The organism is Pseudomonas sp. SR18, from assembly GCF_023701505.1.
Lineage (GTDB): Bacteria > Pseudomonadota > Gammaproteobacteria > Pseudomonadales > Pseudomonadaceae > Aquipseudomonas > Aquipseudomonas cyclaminis.
Window position 1 is genome coordinate 694877 of the sequence record NZ_JAMQAU010000001.1, and the last position, 24599, is coordinate 719475.

The following is a 24599-nucleotide window of genomic DNA, read 5'->3' on the forward strand; positions in this document are numbered from 1 at the left end:
CCTCAGATCACAATCAGGTCGGCTTGCAAGGCGCCGGCCTGTTTCAAAGCTTCAAGAATTGCCATCAGGTCGCCAGGCGCCGCGCCCACTTGGTTCACCGCGCGGACAATCTCATCCAGCGTGGTGCCGGGGCCGAACTTGAACATCGGCTTGGCTTCCTGTTGGGCATTGACCCGCGAGCGCGGCACGACCGCCGTCTGGCCATTGGACAACGGCCCAGGCTGGCTGACGATCGGGTCTTCGGTGATGGTCACGGTCAGACTGCCGTGGGTCACCGCAGCCGGCGATACCTTGACGTTCTGGCCGATCACGATGGTGCCGGTGCGCGAGTTGATGATGACTTTGGCCACTGCCTGGCCTGGGTCGACTTCAAGGTTTTCCAGGATCGACAGGTAATCCACACGCTGGCTTGGGTCCAGCGGCGCGGTCACGCGGATCGAACCGCCGTCGATGGCCTGGGCCACGCCAGGGCCGAGCATGTCGTTGATCTTGTCGACCACGCGCTTGGCGGTGGTGAAGTCGGACCGGTTGAGGTTCAGGGTCAGGCTGTTGCCCTGGTTGAAACCGCTGGGCACGGTACGTTCCACCGTGGCGCCACCAGGAATCCGACCGGCCGAGGGCACGTTGACGGTGATCTTCGAACCGTCGCGACCTTCGGCGTCAAACCCGCCCACCACCAGGTTGCCCTGGGCGATGGCGTAGACGTTGCCGTCGATACCTTTGAGCGGCGTCATCAGCAAGGTGCCGCCGCGCAGGCTTTTGGAGTTACCGATGGAAGCCACGGTGATGTCCACCACCTGGCCAGGCTTGGAGAACGCCGGCAAGTCGGCACTGATGGACACGGCCGCGACGTTCTTGAGCTGCACATTGCCCGAGCCCGCCGGCACCTTGATGCCGAACTGCGAGAGCATGTTGTTGAAGGTCTGCAAGGTAAACGGGGTTTGGGTGGTTTGGTCGCCCGTACCATTGAGCCCCACCACCAGGCCGTAGCCGATCAACTGGTTGGAACGCACGCCGGAGATGCTCGCGATGTCTTTCAGGCGTTCGGCCTGGGCGACAGCGCTCAACGAAAGCAGGAGTGCGGCCGCCATCAGCTGTTTGAATTTCAAAGTGGCCACCTAGAAAGGGAACAGCGGGCTAAGGAAGAAACGGTCGAACCAGCCCGGCTGGCTCGCATCGGCAAAGGCGCCAGTGCCGGAATAAGTGATGCGCGCATCGGCAATCCGCGTGGACGGTACGGTGTTGTCGGTGGAGATGTCATCGGCGCGCACCATGCCGGCGATGCGTACCAGCTCGTCACCGGTATTGAGGGTCATCCACTTCTCACCGCGCACGGCGATGATGCCGTTGGGCAATACATCGGCCACGGTCACGGTGATCGAACCGGTCAGGCTGTTGCCCTGCCCTGCCGCGCTCTTGCCGTCGGTGGCACGGGATCCGCTGTAGCCGGCGTTCAGGGTCAGGTCACCATCGCTCAACGGGTTATTGACGTTGGGCACAGCGCCAAACAGCGAGCTCAAACCAAGGCTGGCGGTGCTGTTCTTGCCCACTTGGGAGTTGGCGTTCTTGCTGGCCTGGGTGCGCTCGTTGAGGGTGATGGTGATGATGTCACCCACCCGGAACGCCTTGCGGTCGCTGTACAGGTTCTGTTCGAAACCGGCCTGGTAGATCGAGCCATTGTTGGCAGCCGCCGGCAACGGCGTGCGCGGCAACACCGGCGCGTAGTACGGGTCATTGGGTTTGGGCGTCGGGGCGACACAGCCCGCGAGCACGGCAATCCCACTCAATGCCAAAACGGAAACAAAGCGATTCATGACCCATACCTCACGGTGTAGCAGGCGCCCTCAAGAGCGCCCCATAGACTTGATTACAGATTCTGCGTTACGAACGAGAGCATCTGGTCGGCGGTGGAAATCACCTTGGAGTTCATTTCGTAGGCGCGCTGAGTGGTGATCATGTTGACCATCTCTTCCACGGTGCTCACGTTGGAGGTTTCCAGGGTGCTTTGCAGCGTGGTGCCGAAACCGTTCAGGCCAGGGGTGCCGATCTGCGGCGCGCCGCTGGAGGCGGTTTCCAGGAACAGGTTGTTACCCATGGCCTGCAGGCCGGCCGGGTTGATGAAGTCGGCGGTTTGCAGGTTGCCGATCACTTGCGATGCCGGGTTGCCGGCCACGGTGATGGACACGGTGCCGTCGTTGCCGACGGTGAAAGTCTTGGCATCGGCTGGCACGATCACGGCCGGCTCCAGGGCGAAACCGTTGGCGGTGACGATCTGGCCATTGGAATCCAGGTGGAAAGTACCGTCGCGGGTGTAGGACGTAGTCCCATCCGGTTGCAGGATCTGGAAGAAACCACGGCCGTTGATGGCCATGTCCAGCGGCTGACCGGTCTGTTGCAGGTTACCGGCGCTGAAGTTCTTCTGGGTGCCGACGATTGCCACACCGGTACCCAATTGCAGGCCCGACGGCAGTTCGCTGTCCTGGGTCGACTGGGCACCCGGCTGCTTCTTGATCTGATAGAGCAAGTCCTGGAACTCGGCGCGGTCACGTTTGAAGCCCGTGGTCGATACGTTCGCCAGGTTGTTGGAAATGGTCGTCAGGTTGGTGTCCTGGGCGGACAGACCTGTTTTGGCAACCCATAGAGCCGGAAGCATGGTGTTCTCCTTCGTGCGCCTGTTTGTTGGCGCCGTTTAGCAAATTAGTGAGTGAGCGCTGATCAGCTCATCTGCATGACGCGAGTCATGGCCTGGTCGTCTTCCTTGGCGCTGTTCATCATCTTGATGTGCAGCTCGAACTGCTTGGAAAGCGCCAGCACTGCCGTCATCTCTTCCACGGCATTGACGTTGCTTGCCTGCAGGAAACCCGAGGTCAGCTTGACAGTCGCATCGGCTACGGCAGGCTGGCCATCCTTGGTGTGGATGGTGCCGTCGAGGCCTTTATTCATATTCTTGAGGTCGGGCTGGACCAGCTTGATCCGGTCCACTTCCGCCATCACCCGTGGGCCTTCGCCCATGGCGCGGATGCTGATGGTGCCGTCGGAGCCGACTTCGATCTTCTGCTGGGGCGGCACGGCAATCGGGCCACCGTTGCCCATGATCGGCATGCCGTTGCCGGCGCGCAGCACGCCCAATGCATCAACGTTCATGCTGGCGCTGCGCACGTAGGCTTCGCTGCCGTCCGGGGTCTGCACCGCCATCCAGCCGTCGCCGCTGACGGCCACGTCCAGGTCACGGCCGGTCTCGATCATCGCGCCAGGGGTGAAGTCAGTGGCTGGACGCTCGGTCAAGGCAAACGCCCGCGCCGGAAAGCTGTCACCGAACACCGGCATCGAACGCGCCTGCTCCAGGTCACGTTGAAAACCGTTGGTGGAAATGTTCGCCAAGTTGTTGGCATGGGCCTTCTGCGCCAGTGCATTCTGGCTGGCGCCGGTCATTGCCACATAAAGGTACTTGTCCACACTCTTTCCTCTTTCTGACGCAGGCTTGCCGCCCACCGCTGTACTGATGAGGCTTAAGCAATTTGCGAACCAACTTTGTGAAAGTGGCTAAAGTGCAGGCAGGGCAAGGGTTTTCACGGACGCGCAAGTATTTCGAGGTTGTACCAGAGTCGAAAAAACGGCGGACTACTGCCGCTTCCGGCAACTACCGGTCAGGAAAACGACGAAGATCAATTGTGGGAGGGGGCTTGCCCCCGATGACGGTGGTTCAGTTGCTGATGTATGAGTGACACACGGCTATCGGGGGCAAGCCCCCTCCCACATTTTGCCCCCACAGCGTCAGTTGATTATTTTTCGACCTTGAGAATTTCGTGATCGCGCAGTTTGTTGGCGATGGTGGTGTGCGACACCCCCAAGCGCTTCCCCAACTGGCGGCTGCTCGGATGCTCGGCATACAAACTTTCCAGCACCGCCTTCTCAAAGCGTCCGACAATCGCCTCCAACCCACCCTCCAGGGAAAAATCGCCAAGTGGCTGACGCACGCCGTAATCCGGCAAGCGAATATGCTCGACCTTCACCGTCCCGCCCTCGCACAGCGACACCGCCTGGAACAACACGTTTTCCAACTGCCGCACATTGCCCGGCCAATGGTAGTGGCTGAGCCGCTCCATCGCCGCCGGCGCGAGCTTGGGCAGCGGGCAACCGATCTGGCGGCTGGCCTGATCGAGAAAGTGTTCAACCAAAGGCCCCAGCCCATCCAGGCATTCGCGCAGCGGCGGGATGTGCAGCGACAGCACGTTAAGGCGGTGATAGAGATCCTGACGGAATTCGCCACGGGCGCAGAGTTCGGACAAATCCACCTGGGTCGCGCAGATCACTCGCACATCCAGATACACCTCTTCATCACTGCCCACCCGACGAAAGCAACCGTCCTGCAGAAAGCGCAGCAGTTTCACCTGCAGGCGCGCACTCATTTCCCCCACACCATCGAGAAACAACGTACCGCCCGCCGTCAACTCCAGCAGCCCCAGCTTGCCTTCGGCCCGCGCGCCTTCGAACGCGCCGGGGCCGTAGCCGAACAACTCGGTCTCGGCCATCGACTCCGGCAGACCGGCACAATTGAGCGCCATCAGCGGCGATTGCCCACGGGGGCTGGCCAGGTGACAGGCGCGGGCCAGCAGTTCCTTGCCAGTGCCGGTTTCGCCTTCTATTAATAGCGGCGCATCCAACGGTGCCATGCGCCGGGCTTCACGCACTACCGCCGCCATGACTTTGGAGCTTTGGAAGATGCTGTCAAAGCCGCGTAACTCCTGCTTGCGCACGTTATAGATGCGCTCGCCTACGCGGTCGGCGCGGTGCAAGGTCAGCACGGCGCCGGCCATGGCTTCGCTGTCATCGTGCTCGGAGGACTGCAGCGGCGCGATGTCCGCCAGGAACACGTCACCCTTGACCTTGACCCGCAATCCATTGATCCGCGACTTGCTCGCACGCACCAGTTCCGGCAAGTCAAAGTCCTCGGCGTAGCGCGACAGTGGAATGCCCGGCACCTCGTCCACCCGCACCCCGAGCAACTGCGCCGCCGCACGGTTGGCAGCGACGATGGAGCCGCCCATGTCGATGGACAGCACTGGAAATTCCAAGGCGCCGAGCAAGGCATTGAGCTCCATGTGCCTACGCTCACTGGGCATCAGCCCTACCCTTTTCACGCCAAACACCCCGGCAATCGCCTCGAACTGCGGGCGCAGCGCCTGGAACTGCATGTTCACCAGGTTCGGGCAAAACAGGTAAATGGCATTGCCATGCTCGCCGCCGACTTCGCCCTTGGCGACGTTGACGCCGTACTCCACCAGCAGGTTGAGGATGTCCCGCAGGATGCCGATGCGGTTTTGGCAGTGCACTTTGATACGCATGAAAGGGCCCGAACAATGGGTAGGCGCCGGGTCTTTTTGACGCTGGGCGCAGATAGTCGTCAAGATTATGTGACAGTTTGTGTGCCTTTCCCAGCCCAATGCCGCGACGAACTGCACATGCGTAACGATTACTTTACGAAAATCCGCGTTATTTCCTACAAATCCACTTTACCGGCGGATGGAATCTCGCCTTGCAAGGGTTATCAATAGGTTCATCGCAGGACATAACAAGAACGAATGCCTAGCAGGAGAGCCGTATGAAACAGACGCACTACGTGGCCCGCGAGCCCGATGCGCAAGGTTTTATCCATTACCCGCCGGAAGAACACGCGGTGTGGAACACCCTGATCACGCGCCAGTTGAAAGTGATCGAAGGCCGCGCCTGCCAGGAATACCTGGACGGCATCGACAAACTCGGCCTGCCCCTGGATCGCATCCCACAATTGGGCGAAATCAATAAAGTCCTGGCCGAGACCACCGGCTGGCAAGTCGCCCGCGTCCCCGCGCTGATCCCCTTCCAGACCTTTTTCGAACTGCTCGCCCGCAAGCAATTTCCGGTGGCGACGTTTATTCGTACCCGCGAAGAACTGGATTACCTGCAAGAGCCGGATATTTTCCACGAGATCTTCGGCCACTGCCCGCTGCTGACCAACCCCTGGTTCGCCGAATTCACCCACACCTACGGCAAGCTCGGCCTGGCGGCCACCAAAGAGCAACGGGTGTACCTGGCGCGCCTGTACTGGATGACCATCGAGTTCGGCCTGGTGGACACACCCGCAGGTCGACGCATCTATGGTGGCGGGATTTTGTCGTCGCCCAAGGAAAGCGTGTACTGCCTGTCGGACGAGCCCGAGCATCAAGCCTTCGACCCGCTGGAAGCGATGCGCACGCCGTATCGCATCGACATCCTGCAACCGCTCTACTTCGTACTGCCCGAACTCAAGCGCCTGTTCGACGTGGCGCAGGAAGACATCATGGGCATGGTCGAGCACGGCATGCAGCTTGGCTTGCACGCCCCCAAGTTCCCGCCCAAACCAAAGGCTGCTTGAACTGCGTCTTTTAAGGCCAGGTGAGTCTGTTCCCTGGCCCCGCGTTGCTTTAGGGTAACGCCCACTGATCTTCACTCATTCGAATTCAGGACATCCCACATGACCACCTTGAACCAAGCCCACTGCGAAGCCTGCCGCGCCGATGCCCCGCAAGTCAGCGATGAAGAGTTGCCGGTGCTGATCAAGCAGATCCCCGACTGGAACATCGAAGTCCGCGACGGCGTAATGCAGTTGGAAAAGGTTTTCCTGTTCAAGAACTTCAAGTTCGCCCTCGCCTTCACCAATGCCATGGGTGCCATCTCCGAAGCCGAAGGCCATCACCCTGGCCTGCTCACCGAATGGGGCAAGGTCACCGTGACCTGGTGGAGCCACTCCATCAAGGGCCTGCACCGCAATGACTTCATCATGGCCGCGCGCACCGACGAAGTGGCCAAGGACGCCGAGGGCCGCAAGTAATGCACTTCGATGCCATTGGCCGCGTGCCCGGCGACCCGATCCTCGGGCTGATGGACCTGTATGCCCAGGACACCAACCCAGACAAGTTCGACCTCGGCGTAGGCGTCTATAAAGACGACCAGGGCCTGACGCCGATTCTGCACTCGGTGAAGCTCGCCGAGCAGCGTCTGGTCGACACCCAAACCACCAAGACCTACATCGGCGGCCATGGCGATGCCCGCTTCGGCGCGCTGATCCGCGAACTGGTGCTGGGCGCCGACTCCACACTGATCCGCGACCGCCGCGCCGGCGCCACCCAGACCCCAGGCGGCACCGGCGCGCTGCGCCTGAGCGCCGACTTCATCGCCCATAGCCTGCCAGGCCGTGGCGTGTGGCTGAGCAACCCGACCTGGCCGATCCACGAAAGCATTTTCGCCAAGGCCGGGCTCAAGGTCAGTCACTATCCGTATGTAGGCGCCGACAATCGCCTGGATGTGGCGGCGATGCTGGCCACCCTGTCCAGCGTGCCCCAGGGCGACGTGGTCCTGCTGCATGCCTGCTGCCACAACCCGACCGGTTTCGACCTGTCCCAGGACGACTGGCGCCAGGTGCTGCAAATCGTGCGCGAGCGCCAGTTGCTGCCGCTGATCGACTTCGCCTACCAGGGTTTTGGCGACGGCCTGGCGCAGGACGCCTGGGCGGTGCGACTGTTTGCTGCAGAATTGCCGGAAGTGCTGGTCACCAGTTCCTGTTCGAAGAACTTCGGCCTGTACAGCGACCGGGTCGGCGCACTGATCGTGTGTGCGGCAGATGCCGAGAAGCTCACGGATGTGCGCAGCCAACTGGCGAATATCGCGCGTAACTTGTGGTCCACGCCGCCGGATCATGGTGCTGCGGTGGTCGCGACCATCCTCGGTGATGCGGAGCTGAAAAAACTCTGGAGTGAAGAAGTCGAAACCATGCGTGCGCGGATCGCCCAGTTGCGATCCGGACTGGTCGAGGCGCTGGCACCCCATGGTCTGGCCGAACGGTTTGCGCACATTGGCGCGCAGCGCGGGATGTTTTCCTATACCGGCTTGAGTGCCGAACAGGTCAAGCAACTGCGTGAGAAGCACAGCGTGTATATGGTCAGTTCAGGGCGGGCAAATGTGGCCGGGGCGGACGCGACGCGATTGGCTCAGCTGGCCCAGGCCATCGCCGACGTCTCCAACTGAAAAAACCGGGCCTTTATGTGGGAGGGGGCTTGCCCCCGATAGCAATCTTTCAGCAAAAAATGGGCTGACTGACCCACTGCCATCGGGGCAAGCCCCCTCCCACATTTTGCCCGAGTACACCTCTGCCCTCGGCGCTGCCGGCCCAAGCTATCGCCGACGTCTGCATCTGAAAAAACCGGGAATCAAGGTGGGAGGGGGCTTGCCCCCGATAGCAATCTTTCAGCAAAAAATGGGCTGACTGACCCACTGCCATCGGGGGCAAGCCCCCTCCCACATTTTGCCCGAGTACACCTCTACCCTCGGCGCTGCCGGCCCAGGCTATCGCCGACGTCTGCATCTAAAAAAACCGGGACTCAAGGTGGGAGGGGGCTTGCCCCCGATAGCAATCTTTCAGCAAAAAATGCGCTGACTGACCCACTGCCATCGGGGGCAAGCCCCCTCCCACATTTTGCCCGAGTACACCTCTACCCTCGGCGCTGCCGGCCCAAGCTATCGCCGACGTCTCAAACTGACGAAACCGGGATTAAGTGTGGGAGGGGGCTTGCCCCCGATAGCAGTCTTTCAGCAAAAAATGGCCTGACTGACCCACTGCCATCGGGGGCAAGCCCCTTCCCACATTTTGCCCGAGTACACCTCTACCCTCGGCGCTGCCGGCCCAAGCCATCGCTGACGTCTGCATCTGAAAAAACCGGGACTCAAGGTGGGAGGGGGCTTGCCCCCGATAGCAGTCTTTCAGCAACAAATGCGCTGACTGATCCACTGCCATCGGGGGCAAGCCCCCTCCCACTTTTAGACTGCGTTGACCGCTAGCCCGCGACCATTTCTGCCTTGAGCAGCGCTTCCTTGGCCTGTGCATCCGCCAAGCGATACAACTCGATGCTCCCATCCCAGTGTTCGATCAACGCCGTGCACGACTCCACCCAATCACCGCAATTGAGGTAGTCCACCTCGCCGACCTTGCGAATCTCCGCATGGTGAATATGCCCGCACACCACGCCATGTAATTCGCGCTTGGTCACTTCATGGGCGATGGCTTCTTCGAAATCACTGATAAAGCTCACGGCGGTTTTGACCTTGTGCTTCAGGTACGCCGACAGCGACCAATAGCCATAGCCGTACCGCGCACGCCAGTGGTTCAACCAGCGGTTCAACGTGAGGGTAAATTCGTAGGCCGAGTCGCCGAGGAAGGCGAGCCAGCGGTGATAGCGGGTGATGACATCGAACTGATCACCGTGGATCACCAGTAAATGCCGGCCATCGGCGGTCACGTGCACCGCCTCATCCACCAACTGGATATTGCCCAGGATCAGTTTGGAATAGCGGCGCAGGAACTCATCATGGTTGCCGGTGACGTAGATCACCTCAGTGCCACGCTTGGCCATGGTCAGCAAGCGGCGGATCACGTTGGTGTGAGCCTGGGGCCAGTACATGCCGCCGCGCATTTTCCAGCCGTCGATGATATCGCCCACCAAATACACCTTGTCGGCGTGGTAGCCCTTGAGGAAGTGCGACAAATGTTCGGCCTGGCAATCCCGGGTGCCCAAGTGCACGTCGGAGATCCACAGGGTGCGTACGCGCTGCTTGCGGCTGGGTTTGGTGAACTCGGCACTGGTCATGGGCATCCCTCGACGCTGTTTTCGCGAGCTTGCGCCCTGGCGATTAATAGCCCATGACAGCTGTGCGTCAGTCTGATGACAGCGTCTGTCGCCCACAGCCATGACCATGCGCAGTTGGTGTTCGGGCTGTCCGGTCATCTGGACTTGGAAGTCGATGGCCGTGGCAGCCAGGTGCGCGAAAGCAGCGTGATGGTGCTGCCCTTTTCTGCCCACCACGTTGCGCGAGTTTGGCGCCTCTCCCGGCGCGTTGCGGCGCTCGGCATAAGGCGAGTCTTACGCTAAAAATCGCGAGCTGCGCGACAGACGTCCGCCCCCGTACCCTCTAGACTGCGATTCTGTTACCCCGTTGGTTCAAGGATCGCAATGACTCCCCGTTCAGCCCTCGGCGCCTTGCATATCGGCGCATTGATGTTTGGTCTTACCGGTGTATTCGGCAAGCTGGCGGCCGCCTCGCCGGCCATTATCGTCTTCGGTCGCGCCGCGTTCGCCGTCATTGCCCTGGCCGTGTTTGCGCGCTTCGCCAGCAATGCCCCGTGGAAAACCCTGGAACTGCGCGACTGGAAACGCCTGCTGGTCAGCGGCGTATTACTGGCCGCGCATTGGGTAACCTTCTTTATCGCAGTCAAGGTGGCGGGCGTGGCCGTCGCCACCCTTGGCTTCACCGCGTTCCCGGCGTTTACCGTGATCCTTGAAGGGCTGATCTTCCGCGAGCGCATTCGCGCCAATGAAGTCGTGCTGGTGGCGCTCGTCACCGTCGGCCTGGTGCTGGTGACGCCGGACTTCAACCTGGCCAGCGAAGCCACCGGCGGTTTGCTCTGGGGCATCGCCTCGGGGCTGTTGTTCTCGTTGTTGTCGCTGAATAACCGCGCCAGCTCCGGGCGAATTCCTGCCGTACAGGCTGCACTGTGTCAGAACGTGGTAGTCGCGGTGTGCCTGCTGCCCGTAGCCGCACCGGGACTTGCGGATGTGCGTGCGCTGGACTGGTTGTGGATCGGCCTGCTCGGCGTGTTCTGCACCGGCCTGGCCCACAGCCTGTTTGTCGCCAGCCTCGCGGTGATCAAGGCGCGCACCGCCTCCGTGGTTTTTGCCATGGAGCCGGTCTACGGGATCACGGTGGCCTGGCTGCTGTTCGCCGAAACCCCGACCCTGCGCATGCTGCTGGGAGGCGCGCTGATCATCGTCGCCATCGTGCTGTCAGGGCTGATGGGCAGCGCCAGCCAGGCCAAACAGCCGACTGCAACGGCCTGATCTATACTTTAAACATCCGCAACAGTCTGTAGTCGTTCAACGGATAACTGACCGCCCGACAACAGCCTTGATGTGCTCTGCAGTTGCTGCAAGCGAGTGGTCACTCCTTAAACGCAATGCAGGGGTTACACCATGGAAATGTTTATCAGCTTGCTGGTTCAAATCATCAGCGGTGTCGTCGGCGGCAATGTGGCCGGCATGACCAAACAAAGCCTGGGCACCGGGCTCAATACGATGCTGGGCGGTATCGGCGGGCTCGTACTGGGCCAGGTCGCTGCGGCGCTGACAGGTACCTCGGGCGGCGAGGCGCTGGATGTGGCGGCGGTTGGCAGCAATATTGTCGGCGGCGGCGTCGGCGGCCTGGTGCTGACGTTGATCGTGGGCTTCATCAAAAGCAAGATGGCCGCCAAGTAGCGGCCTCCGTCCGTCACCGCCAGCCGATGGCGGTGACCTTCACGGTGTGCGGTCGTTATGCCCCAGGTCGCGCTGCGGGTCGATCTGATCGCGCACGCGCTGCTTGAGCGCCTTGGCCTCAGGGAAACCGCCGTCAGCCTTGCGCTCCCAGATCTGCACGCCATCGCAGGTGATGCGAAACGCACCACCGGTTGCCGGCTCCAGCGACACTTTGCCCAGGTCATCGGCAAAGGTGCTTAACAGCTCCTGCGCCAACCACGCGGCGCGCAGCAGCCACTGGCACTGGGTGCAATAGGTGATCACGATCTCTGGTTTGCTGGCGGACATCATTTGACAAGTTCCTGGCATGACGAGGGATGAGGTTCGAGTGGCTATAATACCGGCCTTTATCGCCCAGCCCTGAGATTCCTGATGCGCCGCCTGCTGTCCTGCCTGTTTCTGTGCCTCGTCCCCCTGCTTGCCGATGCCGTAGAGCCGCCCCGCCCGAAAATCGGCCTGGTGCTGTCCGGCGGTGCCGCCCGCGGGCTGGCGCACATTGGCGTGCTCAAGGCCCTGGAGGAACAGGGCATCCATATCGACGCCATCGCCGGCACCAGCATGGGCGCGGTGATTGGTGGGCTGTATGCCTCAGGCTACAAGATCGACGAACTGGAAAAGCTCGCCCTCGGCATCGACTGGCAGCAGGCGTTGTCCGACGCACCGCCGCGTGAAGACGTGCCGTTTCGGCGCAAGCAGGATGACCGGGATTTCCTGGTCAAGCAGAAGCTCAGCTTTCGCGATGACGGCAGCCTCGGCCTTCCGCTCGGCGTGATCCAGGGCCAGAACCTGGCGCTGCTGCTGGAAAGCATGTTCGCCCACAGCAGCAACACGCGCAATTTTGACAAGCTGCCGATCCCCTTCCGCGCCGTGGCCACCGACATCACGACTGGCGAGAAAGTGGTGTTCAGCAAGGGCCATCTGCCCCAGGTGATCCGCGCCAGTATGTCGATTCCGGCAGTGTTCGCCCCGGTCGAGCTGGATGGCCGGCTACTGGTGGATGGCGGCATGACCGATAACATCCCGCTGGATGTGGCGCGGGAGATGGGCGTGGATATCGCCATCGTGGTCGACATCGGCACCCCGCTGCGCTCGCGCAAGCAACTCGCCACCGTGGTGGACGTACTCAACCAGTCCATCACCCTGATGACCCGGCGCAACTCCGAGGAACAACTCAAGGCCCTCAACCCCAAGGACGTGCTGATCCAGCCGCCCCTGGCGGCCTATGGCGTGACCGACTTTGGCCGCGCCAAGGACATGATCGACGCCGGCTACCGCGCCACCCGCGCCCTCGATCTGCGCCTGGCCCATTTACGCCCCGCCGAACCGGTTGACCCCCAACTGGCGGCCGCGCGTACGCCGGGCGAGCGCACCCCGGTGATCACTGCGATCCGGCTGGAAAACGACTCGAAAGTCAGCGACGACGTGATCCGCTATTACATCCGCCAACCGCTGGGCGAACCCTTGAACCTCGGCCGCCTGCAAACCGACATGGGCACCTTGTATGGCCTGGATTACTTCGAGCAGGTGCAATACCGCGTGGTGAAAAAGGGCCAGGACAACACCCTGGTGATCAGTGCACGCGGCAAGCGCAGCGGCACCGACTACCTGCGCCTGGGCTTGAACCTGTCAGACGATATGCGCGGCGACAGCGCCTTCAACCTTGGCGCGAGCTACCGCATGAACGGCATCAACCGACTCGGCGCTGAATGGCTCACGCGGGTACAGATCGGTGATCGGCAAGAACTGTACAGCGAGTTCTACCAACCGATGGACGCGGGCTCACGCTACTTCATCGCGCCCTACCTCAGCGCCCAGGCGCAGAACGTCGAGCTGATTCTGGACAACGACCCCATCTCCGAATACCGCCTGGAGCGCTATGGTTTCGGCCTGAACGTGGGGCGCCAGATCGGTAACAGTGGCGAGATCCGCTTCGGCGTCGGCGAGGCCTGGGGCAAGGCGGATGTGCGCATCGGCGACCGCGACCTGCCGAGCTTGAGTTTCAGCGAAGGTTTCTATGAGCTGAAGTACTCCTTCGACTCCCTCGATAACGTGTACTTCCCGCACACCGGCGAAGACATCGGCCTGGCCTACCGCGAGTTCGAACCGGGACTGGGTTCGGACCAGCGCTATCGACAGTGGGAATTCAAACTGGACAAGGCCATGAGCCATGGCCCGGACACGCTGGTGCTGGGCGGTCGCTACGGGCGCACCCTGGATGATTCGGATGTGGTGATTTCCAGCTTCCTGCTGGGCGGTGCGCGGCAGTTGTCGGGCTTCCGCCAGGATGCAATTTCCGGGCAGAACATCAGCCTGATGCGTGCGGTCTACTACCGCCGACTGACGCCGCGTTCCTACTTGCCGTTGGATTTCCCACTGTATATGGGCGCATCCCTGGAGCGGGGCCGGGCATGGAACAACGACAATGAGTTCGACAGCGGATATATCAACGCTGCAAGTATTTTCCTGGGGTTTGATACGCCGTTGGGGCCCCTGAATTTCAGCTATGGGTTCAACGACGATAATCAGAAGGCGGTGTACCTGAACCTGGGGCAGACGTTCTGACGCTACGCCGAACCCGTGTTGAAGCGCTTAATTGTGGTTAGCCCGCTCACCACAACAGGCCCGCTAACCACAGCAAGCCAGCCGGGCATAATCAGCGTTTAGATCAGGACTTTTCCAGATTCGCCAGAATGTGCCCATGCACGCGCATGCACACGCTCAAATCCGCTTCATCCACGCCCACGAACAACTCGTGGCGCAGCGCGGTGGCAATGGTTTCAATCTGTTCGATCAACGGCCGTGCGGTGTCGCACAGCAGGATGCGTTTGGCGCGTCGGTCTTCCACCACCGCCTGGCGTTGCACCAGGCCCTGGCCTTCAAGGCTGTCGAGCAAGCGCGCCAGGGTCGGCCCTTCTACACCAACGCTTTGCGCCAGCTCACGCTGGGTGGGGGCCTCTTCGAAACGGGCCAGGTGCAGCAGCACCAGCCAGCGCGCCTGGGACAAGCCCAGCCCCGCCAAACGGCGGTCGAGCTCGGCGCGCCAACCTCGGGACATTTGCGCCAGTTGCATGCCAAAGCGGTGTTGATCGGTTAACGGCATAAAAAACTCATGGGTTAGACTGAAAATAAAGTGTGGCTAATTATTAGCCAGCTAAGCATGAGCCCCGCCACTAGGCAAGAGTTGCTATGTACTGAATCGTTACGTTGTCGTAATTGGCACACTAAATTTCGAATTCAGACTGCAAAGCGGCCCTTACGCAGTACAAAACGCCCTCAGGTACACGTCCGGCAAACAGGGGGGCGATCTCAGCAACGGGTGGCAATTCGCCTTCTCCGTCGAGGAATGCGTCCTGGATTTCACCGAGCAAATCTTCCGGTAAATCAAGGGCCTGCTCCAAGGACAGCTGCTGCTTGCCGATCGATTCAGCGAGCAAGGTGTAGACGTTCTTCTCCGAGCATTGCAACTGGCCGGCGATCTGGATCGGGGTCATGCCGGCACGTGCCAGGCTGATGAGTTCGTGGCGGATATCGGCGATTTCCTTCGGCGCTTCGGCCTGGCCGCCGAGCACTTCGAGGAAAGCCTGGCCGTAGCGCTCCAGCTTGCGCGCACCAACACCGCTGACCCGCGCCATCTCGGCCATGGTGGTGGGCTGCTCGCGCAGCATTTCCAGCAAGGTGGAATCGGGGAAAATAACGTACGGCGGCACGCTGTGTTCCTGGGCCAGCTTGCGCCGCAGGGTACGCAGGGCTTCCCACTGTTCGCGCTCCTCGCCGCGTACAAGCTGGCTGGCCTGACTGGTGCTGGTCTTGGCGGTGGTTTGCGGCTTGAGGTCGCGACGCAGTTCCAGGCTCACTTCACCCTTGAGCAGCGGGCGGCAGCTGTCGTTAAGACGCAGACCGCCGTAGCCTTCGATATCGATGTCCACCAGGCCGCGTGCGACCATCTGACGGAACAGCGAACGCCACTCGCCTTCGGCGCGGGCTTTGCCGACACCGTAGACCGAGAGTTTCTCGTGGCCGAAACTGCGGACTTTTTCGTTGTCCTTGCCCAGCAACACATCCACCAGATGGCCCACGCCGTAGCGCTGGCCAGTGCGGTAGATGGTCGACAGCGCCTGGCGCGCCGGCTCGGTGGCGTCCCACGTCTGCACGCCATCCATGCAGTTATCACAGTGGCCGCACGGCTGCGGCATGTCTTCGTCGAAATACGCCAGCAGGGTCTGGCGGCGGCAGCGGGTCTCTTCGCACAGCGAGAGCATGGCGTCGAGCTTGTGCTGCTCCAGGCGCTTGTGGCGCTCGTCACCTTCGGAGTTCTGCAGCATCTGCTTGAGCATCACCACGTCCTGCAGGCCGTAGACCATCCATGCATCCGCCGGCAGGCCATCACGGCCGGCGCGGCCAGTTTCCTGGTAGTACGCCTCAAGGGATTTGGGCAGGTCCATGTGGGCCACGAAGCGCACGTTGGATTTATCGATGCCCATGCCGAACGCGATGGTGGCCACCATGATCAAGCCTTCCTCGTTGAGGAAGCGCTTCTGGTGAGCAGAGCGGGTTTCGTTGGGCAAACCAGCGTGATACGGCAGCGCCGGATAGCCTTGTTCACAGAGAAATGCAGCGACTTCATCGACCTTCTTGCGCGACAGGCAGTAGACGATGCCCGCATCGCTGCGCCGTTCAGAGAGGAACGCGAGCAACTGCTTGCGCGGCTGCTCCTTGGGCACGATGCGGTAGAAAATATTCGGCCGGTCAAAGCTCGACAGGAAACGCTCGGCATTCTGCAGGTGCAGGCGTTCGACGATTTCTTCACGGGTGCGCTTGTCGGCCGTGGCGGTCAGGGCAATGCGCGGAACGTCGGGAAACAGCTCGGCCAATTGACCCAGCTGCAAATACTCGCGGCGGAAATCATGACCCCACTGGGAGACACAGTGGGCTTCGTCGATGGCGAACAGGGCAATTTCCAGGCTCTGCAAAAACGCCAGCATGCGCGGCTGCACCAGGCGCTCGGGGGCCAGGTAGAGCATTTTGACTTCGCCGCGCTTGATGCGTGCGGCCAGGTCGCGCTGCTGCTCGGCGCTGAGGGTGGAGTTCAAGGCAGCCGCGGCGACGCCGAGCTCTTCCAGGGTCGCGACCTGGTCGTCCATCAGCGCGATCAGCGGCGATACCACCACGGCCAGCCCGTTGCGCAACAACGCCGGCACCTGGAAACACAATGACTTGCCGCCGCCGGTAGGCATCAGTACCAGGGCATCACCACCCTTGGCCACGCGCTCAATGATCGCACCCTGGCGGCCACGAAAACTGTCGTAGCCGAAGATGTCCTTGAGGACGCGTTGAGCCTGATCGAGCATGTATAACTCCAACAAAATAGTGCCGAAATCCCTCTGTACAGGCTGGTCGAAAAAACGCGGGGTCACGAAAAATAATCCGTAAGCGAAGTTTTCTCGACCTGGCGCTTGGCCTGCAGGGGCATCACAAAACGCGGCAGTATACCCGAGCGCCATCCGGCAAAGGGCGCCGCTGACGAATTGCAGCCCGTCTCTAAAACCTGGCAAATGTGCACGCCGACTGGCTTGGGCGCGCAAGAAAGCCTAGAATTCAGCATCGTTTATTCCCAAGGTAATTCTTCAATGTCCTTCGCTGAGCAACTAACCCGCCTGCAAGCCTTCCTCGACGCCGATGAGCTGCATGACGAGGCGCTGGACTACGTGGCCGCCCACGGCTACCTGACCGCCCTGTCGATCTGCGCCGAGGTCGTTCCCGACCGTGAATGGATCGATGCGCTGTTCGCCGAAGAGCCGCATTACGAAAACGACGCCCATCGCGAAGAAATCGAATCCACCCTGCTGGCCCTCAAGGCCCACATCGCTCGCCAACTGGCGTCTGATGAAGAGTTCGAGCTGCCTTGCGAACTGGACCTGGGCGACGACCCGGACGACTCCGACCTGCGCGGCTGGTGCATCGGCTTCATGGAAGGCGTATTCCTGCGTGAAGCCGCCTGGTTCGAAACCGCCGAGGAAGAAGTCAGCGAAATGCTCCTGCCGATCATGGTGGGTTCGGGGCTGTTTGAAGAAGAAGCTGAATTTTCGGACATTGCCGCCGACGCCAACCTGATGGACGACATGATCGTCCAGATCCCGGAAGCCCTGACCGCCCTGTACCTGCTGTGCAACGCCCCTGACGAAAAACCGGCGATCCTCAAGCCACGTCACCACTGAGTCCCTTGCCCGTGACACCCATGGGCAATCGCTCGCTGCTCCTGCGCTACGTGCTGCTGGCTATCGGCTGGCTGAGCGTAGCGCTGGGGGTGATAGGCATTTTCCTACCGGTATTGCCGACCACGCCCTTTCTGCTGCTCGCCGCCGCCTGCTTCGCCCGAAGCTCCCCACGTTTCTACCACTGGCTGGTGCAACACCCGCGCCTGGGCCCGTGGATTCGAGATTATCTGGACGGCAACGGCATCCCGCTCAAAGGCAAGGTCTACGCCATCGGCTTGATGTGGCTGAGCATCGGCCTGTCCTGCTACCTCGTGCCACTGCCATGGGCACGCGGGTTCATGCTGACCAGCGCGGTATTGGTGACGATCTACATCCTGCGTCAGAAAACCCTGCCCCCACGCTAAACGCCCCCCTGCGACATTAGATCCCACACGACCTTGGTCGACACTGACTAACCCCAGCCATCATGCGAGACTGTCCAACCGGGCCTGGAATGCCTGGGTGTTCCTATGCTCGGAGTTACCATGACGCTGTCCAGCGGGCTGATCGCCGCCGTTGCCCTGGCCTATATGGCCATTATGTTTGCCATCGCCTTCTACGGTGACCGCCGCCGTGCGCCTTTGCCGCCGCGCGTGCGCGCCTGGGTGTACAGCCTGTCGCTCGCGGTGTATTGCACCAGTTGGACCTTCTTCGGCGCCGTAGGCCAGGCCGCCGAGCAGTTGTGGGCGTTTTTACCGATCTACCTCGGACCGGTGTTGTTGCTGGTGTTGGCACCCTGGGTGCTGCAGAAGATGATTCTGATCAGCAAGCAGGAAAACATCACCTCCATCGCAGACTTTATCGCCGCACGCTACGGCAAGTCCCAGTCCCTGGCCGTGGTGGTCGCGTTGATTTGCCTGGTCGGCGTGCTGCCCTACATCGCCCTGCAACTCAAAGGCATCGTGCTGGGGGTGAACCTGCTGATCGGCGCTGGCGCCGACACCACCGGCACGCGGGCCCAGGACACGGCGCTGATCGTGTCGCTGGTGTTGGCGCTGTTCACCATTGTGTTTGGCACGCGCAACCTCGACGCCACGGAGCACCACCGTGGCATGGTGCTGGCGATTGCGTTTGAATCCCTGGTCAAGCTGTTCGCGTTTCTCGCAGTGGGCGCGTTTGTGACCTACGGCCTCTATGACGGTTTCGGCGACCTGTTCAGCCAGGCAATGCTCGCGCCACGGCTGGAAGAATACTGGAAGGAAACCGTCAACTGGCCGTCGATGGTGGTGCAGACCGGCGTGGCGATGATGGCAATCATCTGCTTGCCGCGACAGTTTCATGTGACCGTCGTCGAGAACATCGACCCACAGGACTTGCGCGTCGCCAAATGGGTATTCCCGGCGTATCTGATCCTTGCTGCGCTGTTTGTGATCCCCATCGCCCTCGGCGGCAAGATGCTGCTGCCGGGCTCGGTGTTGCCGGATTCCTATGTGATCAGCCTGCCCATGGCCGAAGCCCATCCGGCGCTGGCGGTGCTGGCATTTATCGGCGGCGCCTCGGCGGCCACCGGCATGGTGATTGTGGCGAGCATTGCCTTGTCGACCATGGTTTCCAACGACATGTTGCTACCGTGGCTGTTGCGCCGCTCCAGCGCCGAGCGGCCGTTCGAGGTGTTCCGCCACTGGATGCTCTCGGTGCGCCGGGTCAGCATTGTGATCATTCTACTGCTGGCTTACGTGAGCTACCGTTTGCTGGGTTCTACGGCGAGCCTGGCGACTATCGGTCAAATCGCGTTTGCCGCCGTGACCCAGCTCGCCCCGGCCATGCTCGGCGCACTGTATTGGAAACAGGCCAACCGGCGCGGGGTGTTTGCCGGGTTGGCGGCGGGCACATTCCTGTGGTTCTACACCTTGGTCCTACCCGTAACGGCGAAAAGCCTGGGCTGGTCCCTCAGCCTTTTCCCCGGCCTTACGTGGATGCATTCCCATCCACTGGGGTTGTCCGTCACACCCCTCACCCTGGGCACCGTGTTCTCCTTGGCGGGCAACTTCACCTTGTTTGTGTGGGTGTCGATGCTGTCGCGCACGCGGGTGTCGGAGCACTGGCAAGCCGGGCGTTTTATCGGTCAAGAAATCAGCCAGCGTGCCAACGCCCGCTCGATGCTGTCGGTACAGATCAGCGACCTGCTGAGCCTGGCGGCGCGTTTTGTCGGTGAAGAGCGGGCCCAGCAAAGTTTTATCCGCTTCGCCTATCGCCAGGGCAAAGGCTTTAACCCCAATCAGAATGCCGATAACGACTGGATCGCCCATACCGAGCGCCTGCTGGCCGGTGTGCTCGGTGCCTCTTCGACTCGCGCGGTAGTAAAAGCTGCGATTGAAGGGCGGGAAATGCAACTGGAGGACGTAGTACGCATCGCCGATGAAGCGTCGGAAGTCCTGCAGTTCAACCGAGCGCTGCTGCAAGGTGCCATCGAGAACATCACCCAGGGCATCAGCGTGGTCGACCAGTCGCTCAAGCTGGTAGCCTGGAACCGGCGCTACCTGGAACTGTTCAACTATCCCGACGGGCTGATCAGCGTGGGCCGGCCTATCGCCGACATCATCCGCTACAACGCCGAGCGCGGCCTGTGTGGCCCCGGCGAGGCTGAAGTGCATGTGGCGCGACGCCTGCACTGGATGCGCCAGGGCCGCGCGCACACCTCCGAGCGCTTGTTCCCGAATGGACGGGTGATCGAGCTGATCGGCAACCCGATGCCCGGCGGTGGGTTTGTCATGAGTTTCACCGACATCACCGCGTTCCGCGAAGCCGAGCAGGCCCTCACCGAAGCCAACGAAGGCCTGGAGCAGCGGGTGACCGAGCGCACCCATGAACTGTCGCAGTTGAATGTGGCGCTCACCGATGCCAAAGGCGTGGCCGAATCCGCCAGCCAGTCGAAGACACGCTTTCTCGCGGCCGTCAGTCATGACCTGATGCAACCCTTGAACGCCGCACGCCTGTTTTCCGCCGCCCTCTCCCACCAGAACGACGGCCTGTCCACTGAAGCCCGGCAACTGGTGCAACACCTGGACAGCTCGCTGCGCTCGGCTGAAGACCTGATCAGCGACCTGCTGGATATCTCGCGCCTGGAAAACGGCAAGATCAACCCACAGCGCCAGCCCTTTGTGCTCAACGAACTCTTCGACACCCTGGGCGCGGAATTCAAGGCGCTGGCCCAGGAGCAGGGTTTGCGTTTCCGCCTGCGCGGCAGTCGCCTGCGGGTCGACAGCGACATCAAGCTGCTGCGACGGATCCTGCAGAATTTCCTGACCAACGCTTTCCGTTATGCCGATGGCCCGGTGCTGCTTGGCGTACGCCGGCGCAAGGGTGGGTTGTGCCTGGAAGTGTGGGACAGAGGCCCCGGTATTCCGCAGGATAAACAGAAGGTGATCTTCGAAGAATTCAAGCGCCTGGACAGCCACCAGACCCGCGCCGAAAAAGGCCTGGGCCTGGGCCTGGCAATCGCCGACGGCCTGTGCCGCGTGCTGGGCCATCGCCTGAGCGTGCGCTCGTGGCCAGGCAAAGGCAGCGTATTCAGCGTGCGCGTGCCGCTGGCGCGCAACCAGGCCAGCCCGCAGCCCAAGCCGACAGCGGAAAACGGCCAACCCTTGAGCGGTGCGCAGGTGCTGTGCGTGGATAATGAAGAGAGCATCCTGATCGGCATGCGCAGCCTGCTGACGCGCTGGGGCTGCGAGGTGTGGACCGCCACCGACCAGGCGCAATGCGCGGCATTGTTGGCTGAAGGGGTGCGGCCGCAACTGGCGCTGGTGGATTACCACCTGGACCATGGCGAGACCGGTACGCAATTGATGGGTTGGCTGCGCGCGCAATTGGCGGAGCCGATTCCCGGCGTGGTCATCAGTGCCGATGGCCGCCCGGAGATGCTGGCCGAGGTGCATGCGGCGGGGTTGGATTACCTCGCCAAGCCGGTGAAGCCTGCGGCGCTACGGGCGTTGTTGAGTCGGCATTTGCCCTTATAGGCTGTGTGTACTCAACCAAAATGTGGGAGGGGGCTTGCTCCCTCCCACACTTCGATCTGCGTTTACTCGGGGACGTGCGCTACTCCATCTGAATCGGTCATCGCCCGCTCCAACAGATCGGCCGGCAGGCTTTTACTCGCGCGAGCGCCGAGCAACCGCAATTGCTCGGTACGACTGACCAGATTTCCGCGCCCATCTGTCAGCTTGTTTCGCGCCGCGCTGTAAGCCTTATCCAACTGCTGCAGACGATTGCCCACTTCGTCCAGATCCTGAATAAACAGCACAAACTTGTCATACAGCCAACCCGCACGCTCGGCGATTTCACGGGCGTTCTGGCTTTGGCGTTCCTGCTTCCACAAGCTGTCGATCACCCGCAGCGTAGCGAGCAATGTGGTGGGGCTGACGATCACGATATGGCGGTCGAAGGCCTCCTGAAACAGATTCGGCTCGGCCTGCAACGCGGCGGAAAATGCCGCTTCGATCGGCACGAACAGCAACACAAAATCCAGGCTGTGCAAACCTTCCAGGCGTTTGTAATCCTTGCCGGCCAAGCCTTTGACGTGATTGCGCAGCGACAGTACGTGCTGCTTCAGTGCCGCCTGGCCGATCACTTCATCATCGGCCGCGACGTACTGCTGATAAGCCGTCAGGCTGACCTTGGAGTCCACCACTACCTGCTTGTCGCCGGGCAACATGATCAGCACATCCGGCTGGAAGCGCTCGCCGTCCGGCCCTTTGAGGCTGACCTGGGTCTGGTATTCGCGGCCCTTTTCGAGGCCTGCATGTTCCAAGACCCGCTCGAGGATCAGTTCGCCCCAGTTGCCCTGGGTTTTCTGGCCCTTGAGGGCGCGGGTGAGGTTGGTGGCTTCGTCTGACAGGCGCAGGTTCAGTTGCTGTAGGCGCTCAAGCTCCTTCGCCAAGGAAAAACGCTCACGGGCCTCGTTCTGATAGCTCTCTTCCACGCGCTTTTCAAAGGACTGGATGCGCTCTTTCAACGGGTCGAGCAGCTGGCCCAGGCGTTCCTGACTGGTTTCGGCAAAACGCTGTTCACGTTCGTCGAAGATTTTGCCGGCCAACTCGGCGAACTGTGCGCGCAGCTCATCCCGCGAGCCTTGCAGGTCAGTGAGGCGCTGTTGATGGCTGTCCTGCTGCTCGCGCAGCTCAGCGCGCAAGCCGGCCGCCAGGGCGTCGAGGCGGCGCAATTCGGTGTCCTTCGCGCTGCGGTCGAGGTTCCAGGCGTGGGCGGCGTCGCGGGCGTTGTCACGGTCGATCTGCAACAGCTCGACTTCACGGCGCACGGCGGCAAGGTCGGCTTGCTTGGCGGCGTTGGCCTGGCTCAGGTCGCTGATTTCATCGCGACTGGCATCCAGTTGGGCTGCGAGCCCCTCCTGCGCCAGTTGCGCGGTGGCCAGGCGCTCTTCGAGCAGTTCCCAGCCGGTGGTGCGCGCACTCAACCGCCGCTGGATCTGCCAGCACACGGCCAATAAAGGCACTGCAGCGCCAGCAACGCCCAAGGCGATACTGGTCCAGTCAAAAGCCATAGCCATTTCTGCCATCACCGAAAAAGAGCAAGGTTAACCAAGCATAGGGCGCGAAGACAGCTCAGTCTTCGACCTGGCCCAGTTCGCGTTGGGCGCGACGGTCACCGGCACGGGCTGCCAGGCGCAGCAGGTCGTGGCCGATTCGGCGGTCGCGGGCGTTGCCGCACTCACGGCACATCAATTGGCCTAGGCGGCTCTGCGCGGCGACCACGCCTTCACGAGCCGGCTGCTTGAGCAAGCGCCCGGCGAAATGTTTGACGTTGTTGCTGTGCCCCAGGCGCGGGCTGTCGAGCAACCACAGGGCGATCTTCAAGGAGAAGCGCTTGGGTGCGGTAACAGTCTGTGGGGTATCGGTAACAGGAGTTGATACTGAGCGAAACTTCATAAAGCACTGTGGGGCAGAACAGAAGGCGCGCCACTCTACTCTTTTTTTCGTACAGGTAAAGCTGAAAAAACCGTGCACGCCCGTTCTAGAGCAAGCGCTCGGGACAATCCACAGAAGCTGTGGATAACTCAGTGGACAACCCACCTTTAACTCGCGCAAAGGCCCATGGAACGGGGCTCGCAGTCAAACTGACGATTTTTTCACCAATAAAAAAAAGCCAGATTTTTCATTGACTTAAATTTCCATTGCAGGCAAATGCCGGCCCGGCGACGCAGTTGACAGCTAGGTTACACACCTCGCAACTAATGTGCACAAGTACCGATCCGATGGTTATATCCCCGGCTTTTTTTGAAGCGACTGACTTCAAAAATGTTACCGCCGCCGCAAAACGGGGACTTTTCAAATCCATACCGGCTCGCCACACTGCCCGACGGGCAACGCAACGCTGGGTAGGTCGATGAAAGGAATTCTGTTATTCGCCGTGTGGTTACTGGCCATCTGCGCCATCTCATTGGGGATCAATGTCGCGCTGCCATCCCCGGATGGGGCGCTGTTTGCCATCGCGATCCTGCTGTCGGCCGCTTTCACGGCCGTAAGCCTGTGCATCGAGTTGGGTGAAGGCCGCATCAACGATATGGCCGATGTGATGAAGGCGGTCGAGACCGGCCAATCACTGCGTCTGACCCTTGCCGCGTACGGGCTGGGCTGCTCGATGGCGGCGGCCGTCACCGTATTGGTCTACCGCAGCCTACTGGGCAGCTGATTAAAGTTTTTTGGCTAACACACTTCCCTTACCTGTTTCAATCCGTTACTATCCGCGGCGTTAGTACCAAGCTGAAAGTCAATTCTGGTCGAACAACTCCCCTGAACAACACGGGATCGACCACCTCGATGGTTTCCAGGTATCACTTGCGACGACACTGCCTTTGAACAAGCAAAGGGTGTTGCGAAGTTTCCATACTCTGACCGAACCAACCTGCAAATTGATCAGGATCTTCACCCTGGGCCCAGAACCTTTGCCCCTGTTGTGTTGCCTGCCCTCCTAAGTACCTACCTGCCAGCCCAAGCGCGCCTAACTTATTAGCGCTTCAAACTGGCTGCTT

21 protein-coding genes and 1 pseudogene are annotated in these 24599 nt (G+C 61.2%); 11 read left to right on the forward strand and 11 right to left on the reverse strand.

The window, feature by feature from the left end; translation table 11 throughout:
• Window positions 1-2 precede the first annotated feature (2 nt).
• The 5 genes from NDJ82_RS03240 to NDJ82_RS03260 form a co-directional block, all read right to left on the reverse strand.
• Window positions 3-1091 carry a flagellar basal body P-ring protein FlgI gene (locus NDJ82_RS03240; RefSeq protein ID WP_081797739.1) on the reverse strand — a complete coding sequence of 363 codons (1089 nt, stop codon included), beginning with the start codon at window positions 1089-1091 and terminating at the stop codon, window positions 3-5.
• A gap of 27 nt (window positions 1092-1118) precedes the next feature.
• Window positions 1119-1814 (reverse strand): flagellar basal body L-ring protein FlgH, encoded by a 696-nt coding sequence (flgH, locus tag NDJ82_RS03245; RefSeq protein WP_099584105.1) that lies wholly within the window; start codon window positions 1812-1814, stop codon window positions 1119-1121.
• Between the two features lie 53 nt (window positions 1815-1867).
• A complete protein-coding gene (gene flgG, locus NDJ82_RS03250; protein ID WP_076952969.1) occupies window positions 1868-2653 on the reverse strand; it encodes a flagellar basal-body rod protein FlgG in 786 nt (261 codons plus the stop codon).
• A gap of 62 nt (window positions 2654-2715) precedes the next feature.
• Window positions 2716-3456, reverse strand: a complete 741-nt coding sequence (locus tag NDJ82_RS03255) for a flagellar basal body rod protein FlgF (RefSeq protein ID WP_099584104.1) — start codon at window positions 3454-3456, stop codon at window positions 2716-2718.
• Between the two features lie 326 nt (window positions 3457-3782).
• Entirely contained in the window at window positions 3783-5345 is a 1563-nt protein-coding gene (locus NDJ82_RS03260) for a sigma-54-dependent transcriptional regulator (RefSeq protein ID WP_099584103.1), read from the reverse strand.
• Between the two features lie 257 nt (window positions 5346-5602).
• On the opposite strand from NDJ82_RS03260, the gene phhA reads away from it, so the two are divergent.
• The 3 genes from phhA (at window position 5603) to NDJ82_RS03275 (ending at window position 8043) form a co-directional block, all read left to right on the forward strand.
• On the forward strand, window positions 5603-6394 hold the full coding sequence (gene phhA, locus NDJ82_RS03265) for a phenylalanine 4-monooxygenase (protein WP_250924924.1): 792 nt from the start codon (window positions 5603-5605) through the stop codon (window positions 6392-6394).
• Window positions 6395-6493: 99 nt separating this feature from the next.
• Entirely contained in the window at window positions 6494-6850 is a 357-nt protein-coding gene (locus NDJ82_RS03270; protein ID WP_158876892.1) for a 4a-hydroxytetrahydrobiopterin dehydratase, read from the forward strand.
• Window positions 6850-8043, forward strand: coding sequence for an amino acid aminotransferase (locus NDJ82_RS03275; RefSeq protein WP_099584101.1), 1194 nt, complete (start codon window positions 6850-6852; stop codon window positions 8041-8043). The genes NDJ82_RS03270 and NDJ82_RS03275 overlap by 1 nt, the downstream gene beginning before the upstream one ends.
• Before the next feature lie 806 nt (window positions 8044-8849).
• Here NDJ82_RS03275 and NDJ82_RS03280 read toward each other — a convergent pair.
• On the reverse strand, window positions 8850-9659 hold the full coding sequence (locus tag NDJ82_RS03280; RefSeq protein ID WP_099584100.1) for a UDP-2,3-diacylglucosamine diphosphatase: 810 nt from the start codon (window positions 9657-9659) through the stop codon (window positions 8850-8852).
• Window positions 9660-9734: 75 nt separating this feature from the next.
• Here NDJ82_RS03280 and NDJ82_RS03285 point away from each other — a divergent pair.
• The 3 genes and pseudogenes from NDJ82_RS03285 to NDJ82_RS03295 form a co-directional block, all read left to right on the forward strand.
• A pseudogene (locus NDJ82_RS03285) lies at window positions 9735-9875 on the forward strand (cupin domain-containing protein); the annotation flags it as partial.
• Window positions 9876-10022: 147 nt separating this feature from the next.
• Complete coding sequence (locus NDJ82_RS03290; protein ID WP_099584099.1) at window positions 10023-10907, forward strand: DMT family transporter; 885 nt, start codon at window positions 10023-10025, stop codon at window positions 10905-10907.
• A gap of 132 nt (window positions 10908-11039) precedes the next feature.
• Window positions 11040-11321, forward strand: coding sequence for a hypothetical protein (locus tag NDJ82_RS03295; protein ID WP_099584098.1), 282 nt, complete (start codon window positions 11040-11042; stop codon window positions 11319-11321).
• 39 nt (window positions 11322-11360) lie between these two features.
• Here NDJ82_RS03295 and NDJ82_RS03300 read toward each other — a convergent pair whose 3' ends face one another.
• The gene (locus tag NDJ82_RS03300) at window positions 11361-11648 is read right to left on the reverse strand and encodes an Rdx family protein (protein WP_250924963.1); all 288 of its coding nucleotides are present in this window, start codon (window positions 11646-11648) and stop codon (window positions 11361-11363) included.
• 84 nt (window positions 11649-11732) lie between these two features.
• On the opposite strand from NDJ82_RS03300, the gene NDJ82_RS03305 reads away from it, so the two are divergent.
• A complete protein-coding gene (locus NDJ82_RS03305; protein WP_250924925.1) occupies window positions 11733-13922 on the forward strand; it encodes a patatin-like phospholipase family protein in 2190 nt (729 codons plus the stop codon).
• Window positions 13923-14025: 103 nt separating this feature from the next.
• On the opposite strand, the gene NDJ82_RS03310 is transcribed toward NDJ82_RS03305, so the two are convergent.
• Window positions 14026-14460: a MarR family transcriptional regulator gene (locus NDJ82_RS03310; protein ID WP_028617350.1), complete on the reverse strand. Its 435-nt coding sequence runs from the start codon at window positions 14458-14460 to the stop codon at window positions 14026-14028.
• A 121-nt stretch (window positions 14461-14581) separates the two neighbouring features.
• Window positions 14582-16708, reverse strand: coding sequence for a DNA helicase RecQ (gene recQ, locus NDJ82_RS03315; RefSeq protein WP_158876898.1), 2127 nt, complete (start codon window positions 16706-16708; stop codon window positions 14582-14584).
• 279 nt (window positions 16709-16987) lie between these two features.
• Here recQ and NDJ82_RS03320 point away from each other — a divergent pair, with 279 nt between their 5' ends.
• The 3 genes from NDJ82_RS03320 to NDJ82_RS03330 all read left to right on the forward strand — a co-directional run bounded on the left by NDJ82_RS03320 (window position 16988) and on the right by NDJ82_RS03330 (window position 21570).
• Window positions 16988-17575, forward strand: a complete 588-nt coding sequence (locus tag NDJ82_RS03320; protein WP_250924926.1) for a UPF0149 family protein — start codon at window positions 16988-16990, stop codon at window positions 17573-17575.
• A gap of 20 nt (window positions 17576-17595) precedes the next feature.
• Window positions 17596-17979, forward strand: coding sequence for a YbaN family protein (locus tag NDJ82_RS03325; RefSeq protein ID WP_099584094.1), 384 nt, complete (start codon window positions 17596-17598; stop codon window positions 17977-17979).
• A 120-nt stretch (window positions 17980-18099) separates the two neighbouring features.
• Complete coding sequence (locus tag NDJ82_RS03330; RefSeq protein WP_099584093.1) at window positions 18100-21570, forward strand: hybrid sensor histidine kinase/response regulator; 3471 nt, start codon at window positions 18100-18102, stop codon at window positions 21568-21570.
• A 62-nt stretch (window positions 21571-21632) separates the two neighbouring features.
• Here NDJ82_RS03330 and NDJ82_RS03335 read toward each other — a convergent pair whose 3' ends face one another.
• Together NDJ82_RS03335 and NDJ82_RS03340 are read right to left on the reverse strand one after the other, a co-directional pair.
• Window positions 21633-23111: a DNA recombination protein RmuC gene (locus tag NDJ82_RS03335; RefSeq protein WP_502941206.1), complete on the reverse strand. Its 1479-nt coding sequence runs from the start codon at window positions 23109-23111 to the stop codon at window positions 21633-21635.
• A gap of 61 nt (window positions 23112-23172) precedes the next feature.
• Window positions 23173-23496 (reverse strand): SEL1-like repeat protein, encoded by a 324-nt coding sequence (locus NDJ82_RS03340; RefSeq protein ID WP_191946587.1) that lies wholly within the window; start codon window positions 23494-23496, stop codon window positions 23173-23175.
• Window positions 23497-23953: 457 nt separating this feature from the next.
• On the opposite strand from NDJ82_RS03340, the gene NDJ82_RS03345 reads away from it, so the two are divergent.
• Complete coding sequence (locus NDJ82_RS03345) at window positions 23954-24259, forward strand: hypothetical protein (protein WP_099584090.1); 306 nt, start codon at window positions 23954-23956, stop codon at window positions 24257-24259.
• The last annotated feature ends 340 nt before the right edge of the window (window positions 24260-24599 follow it).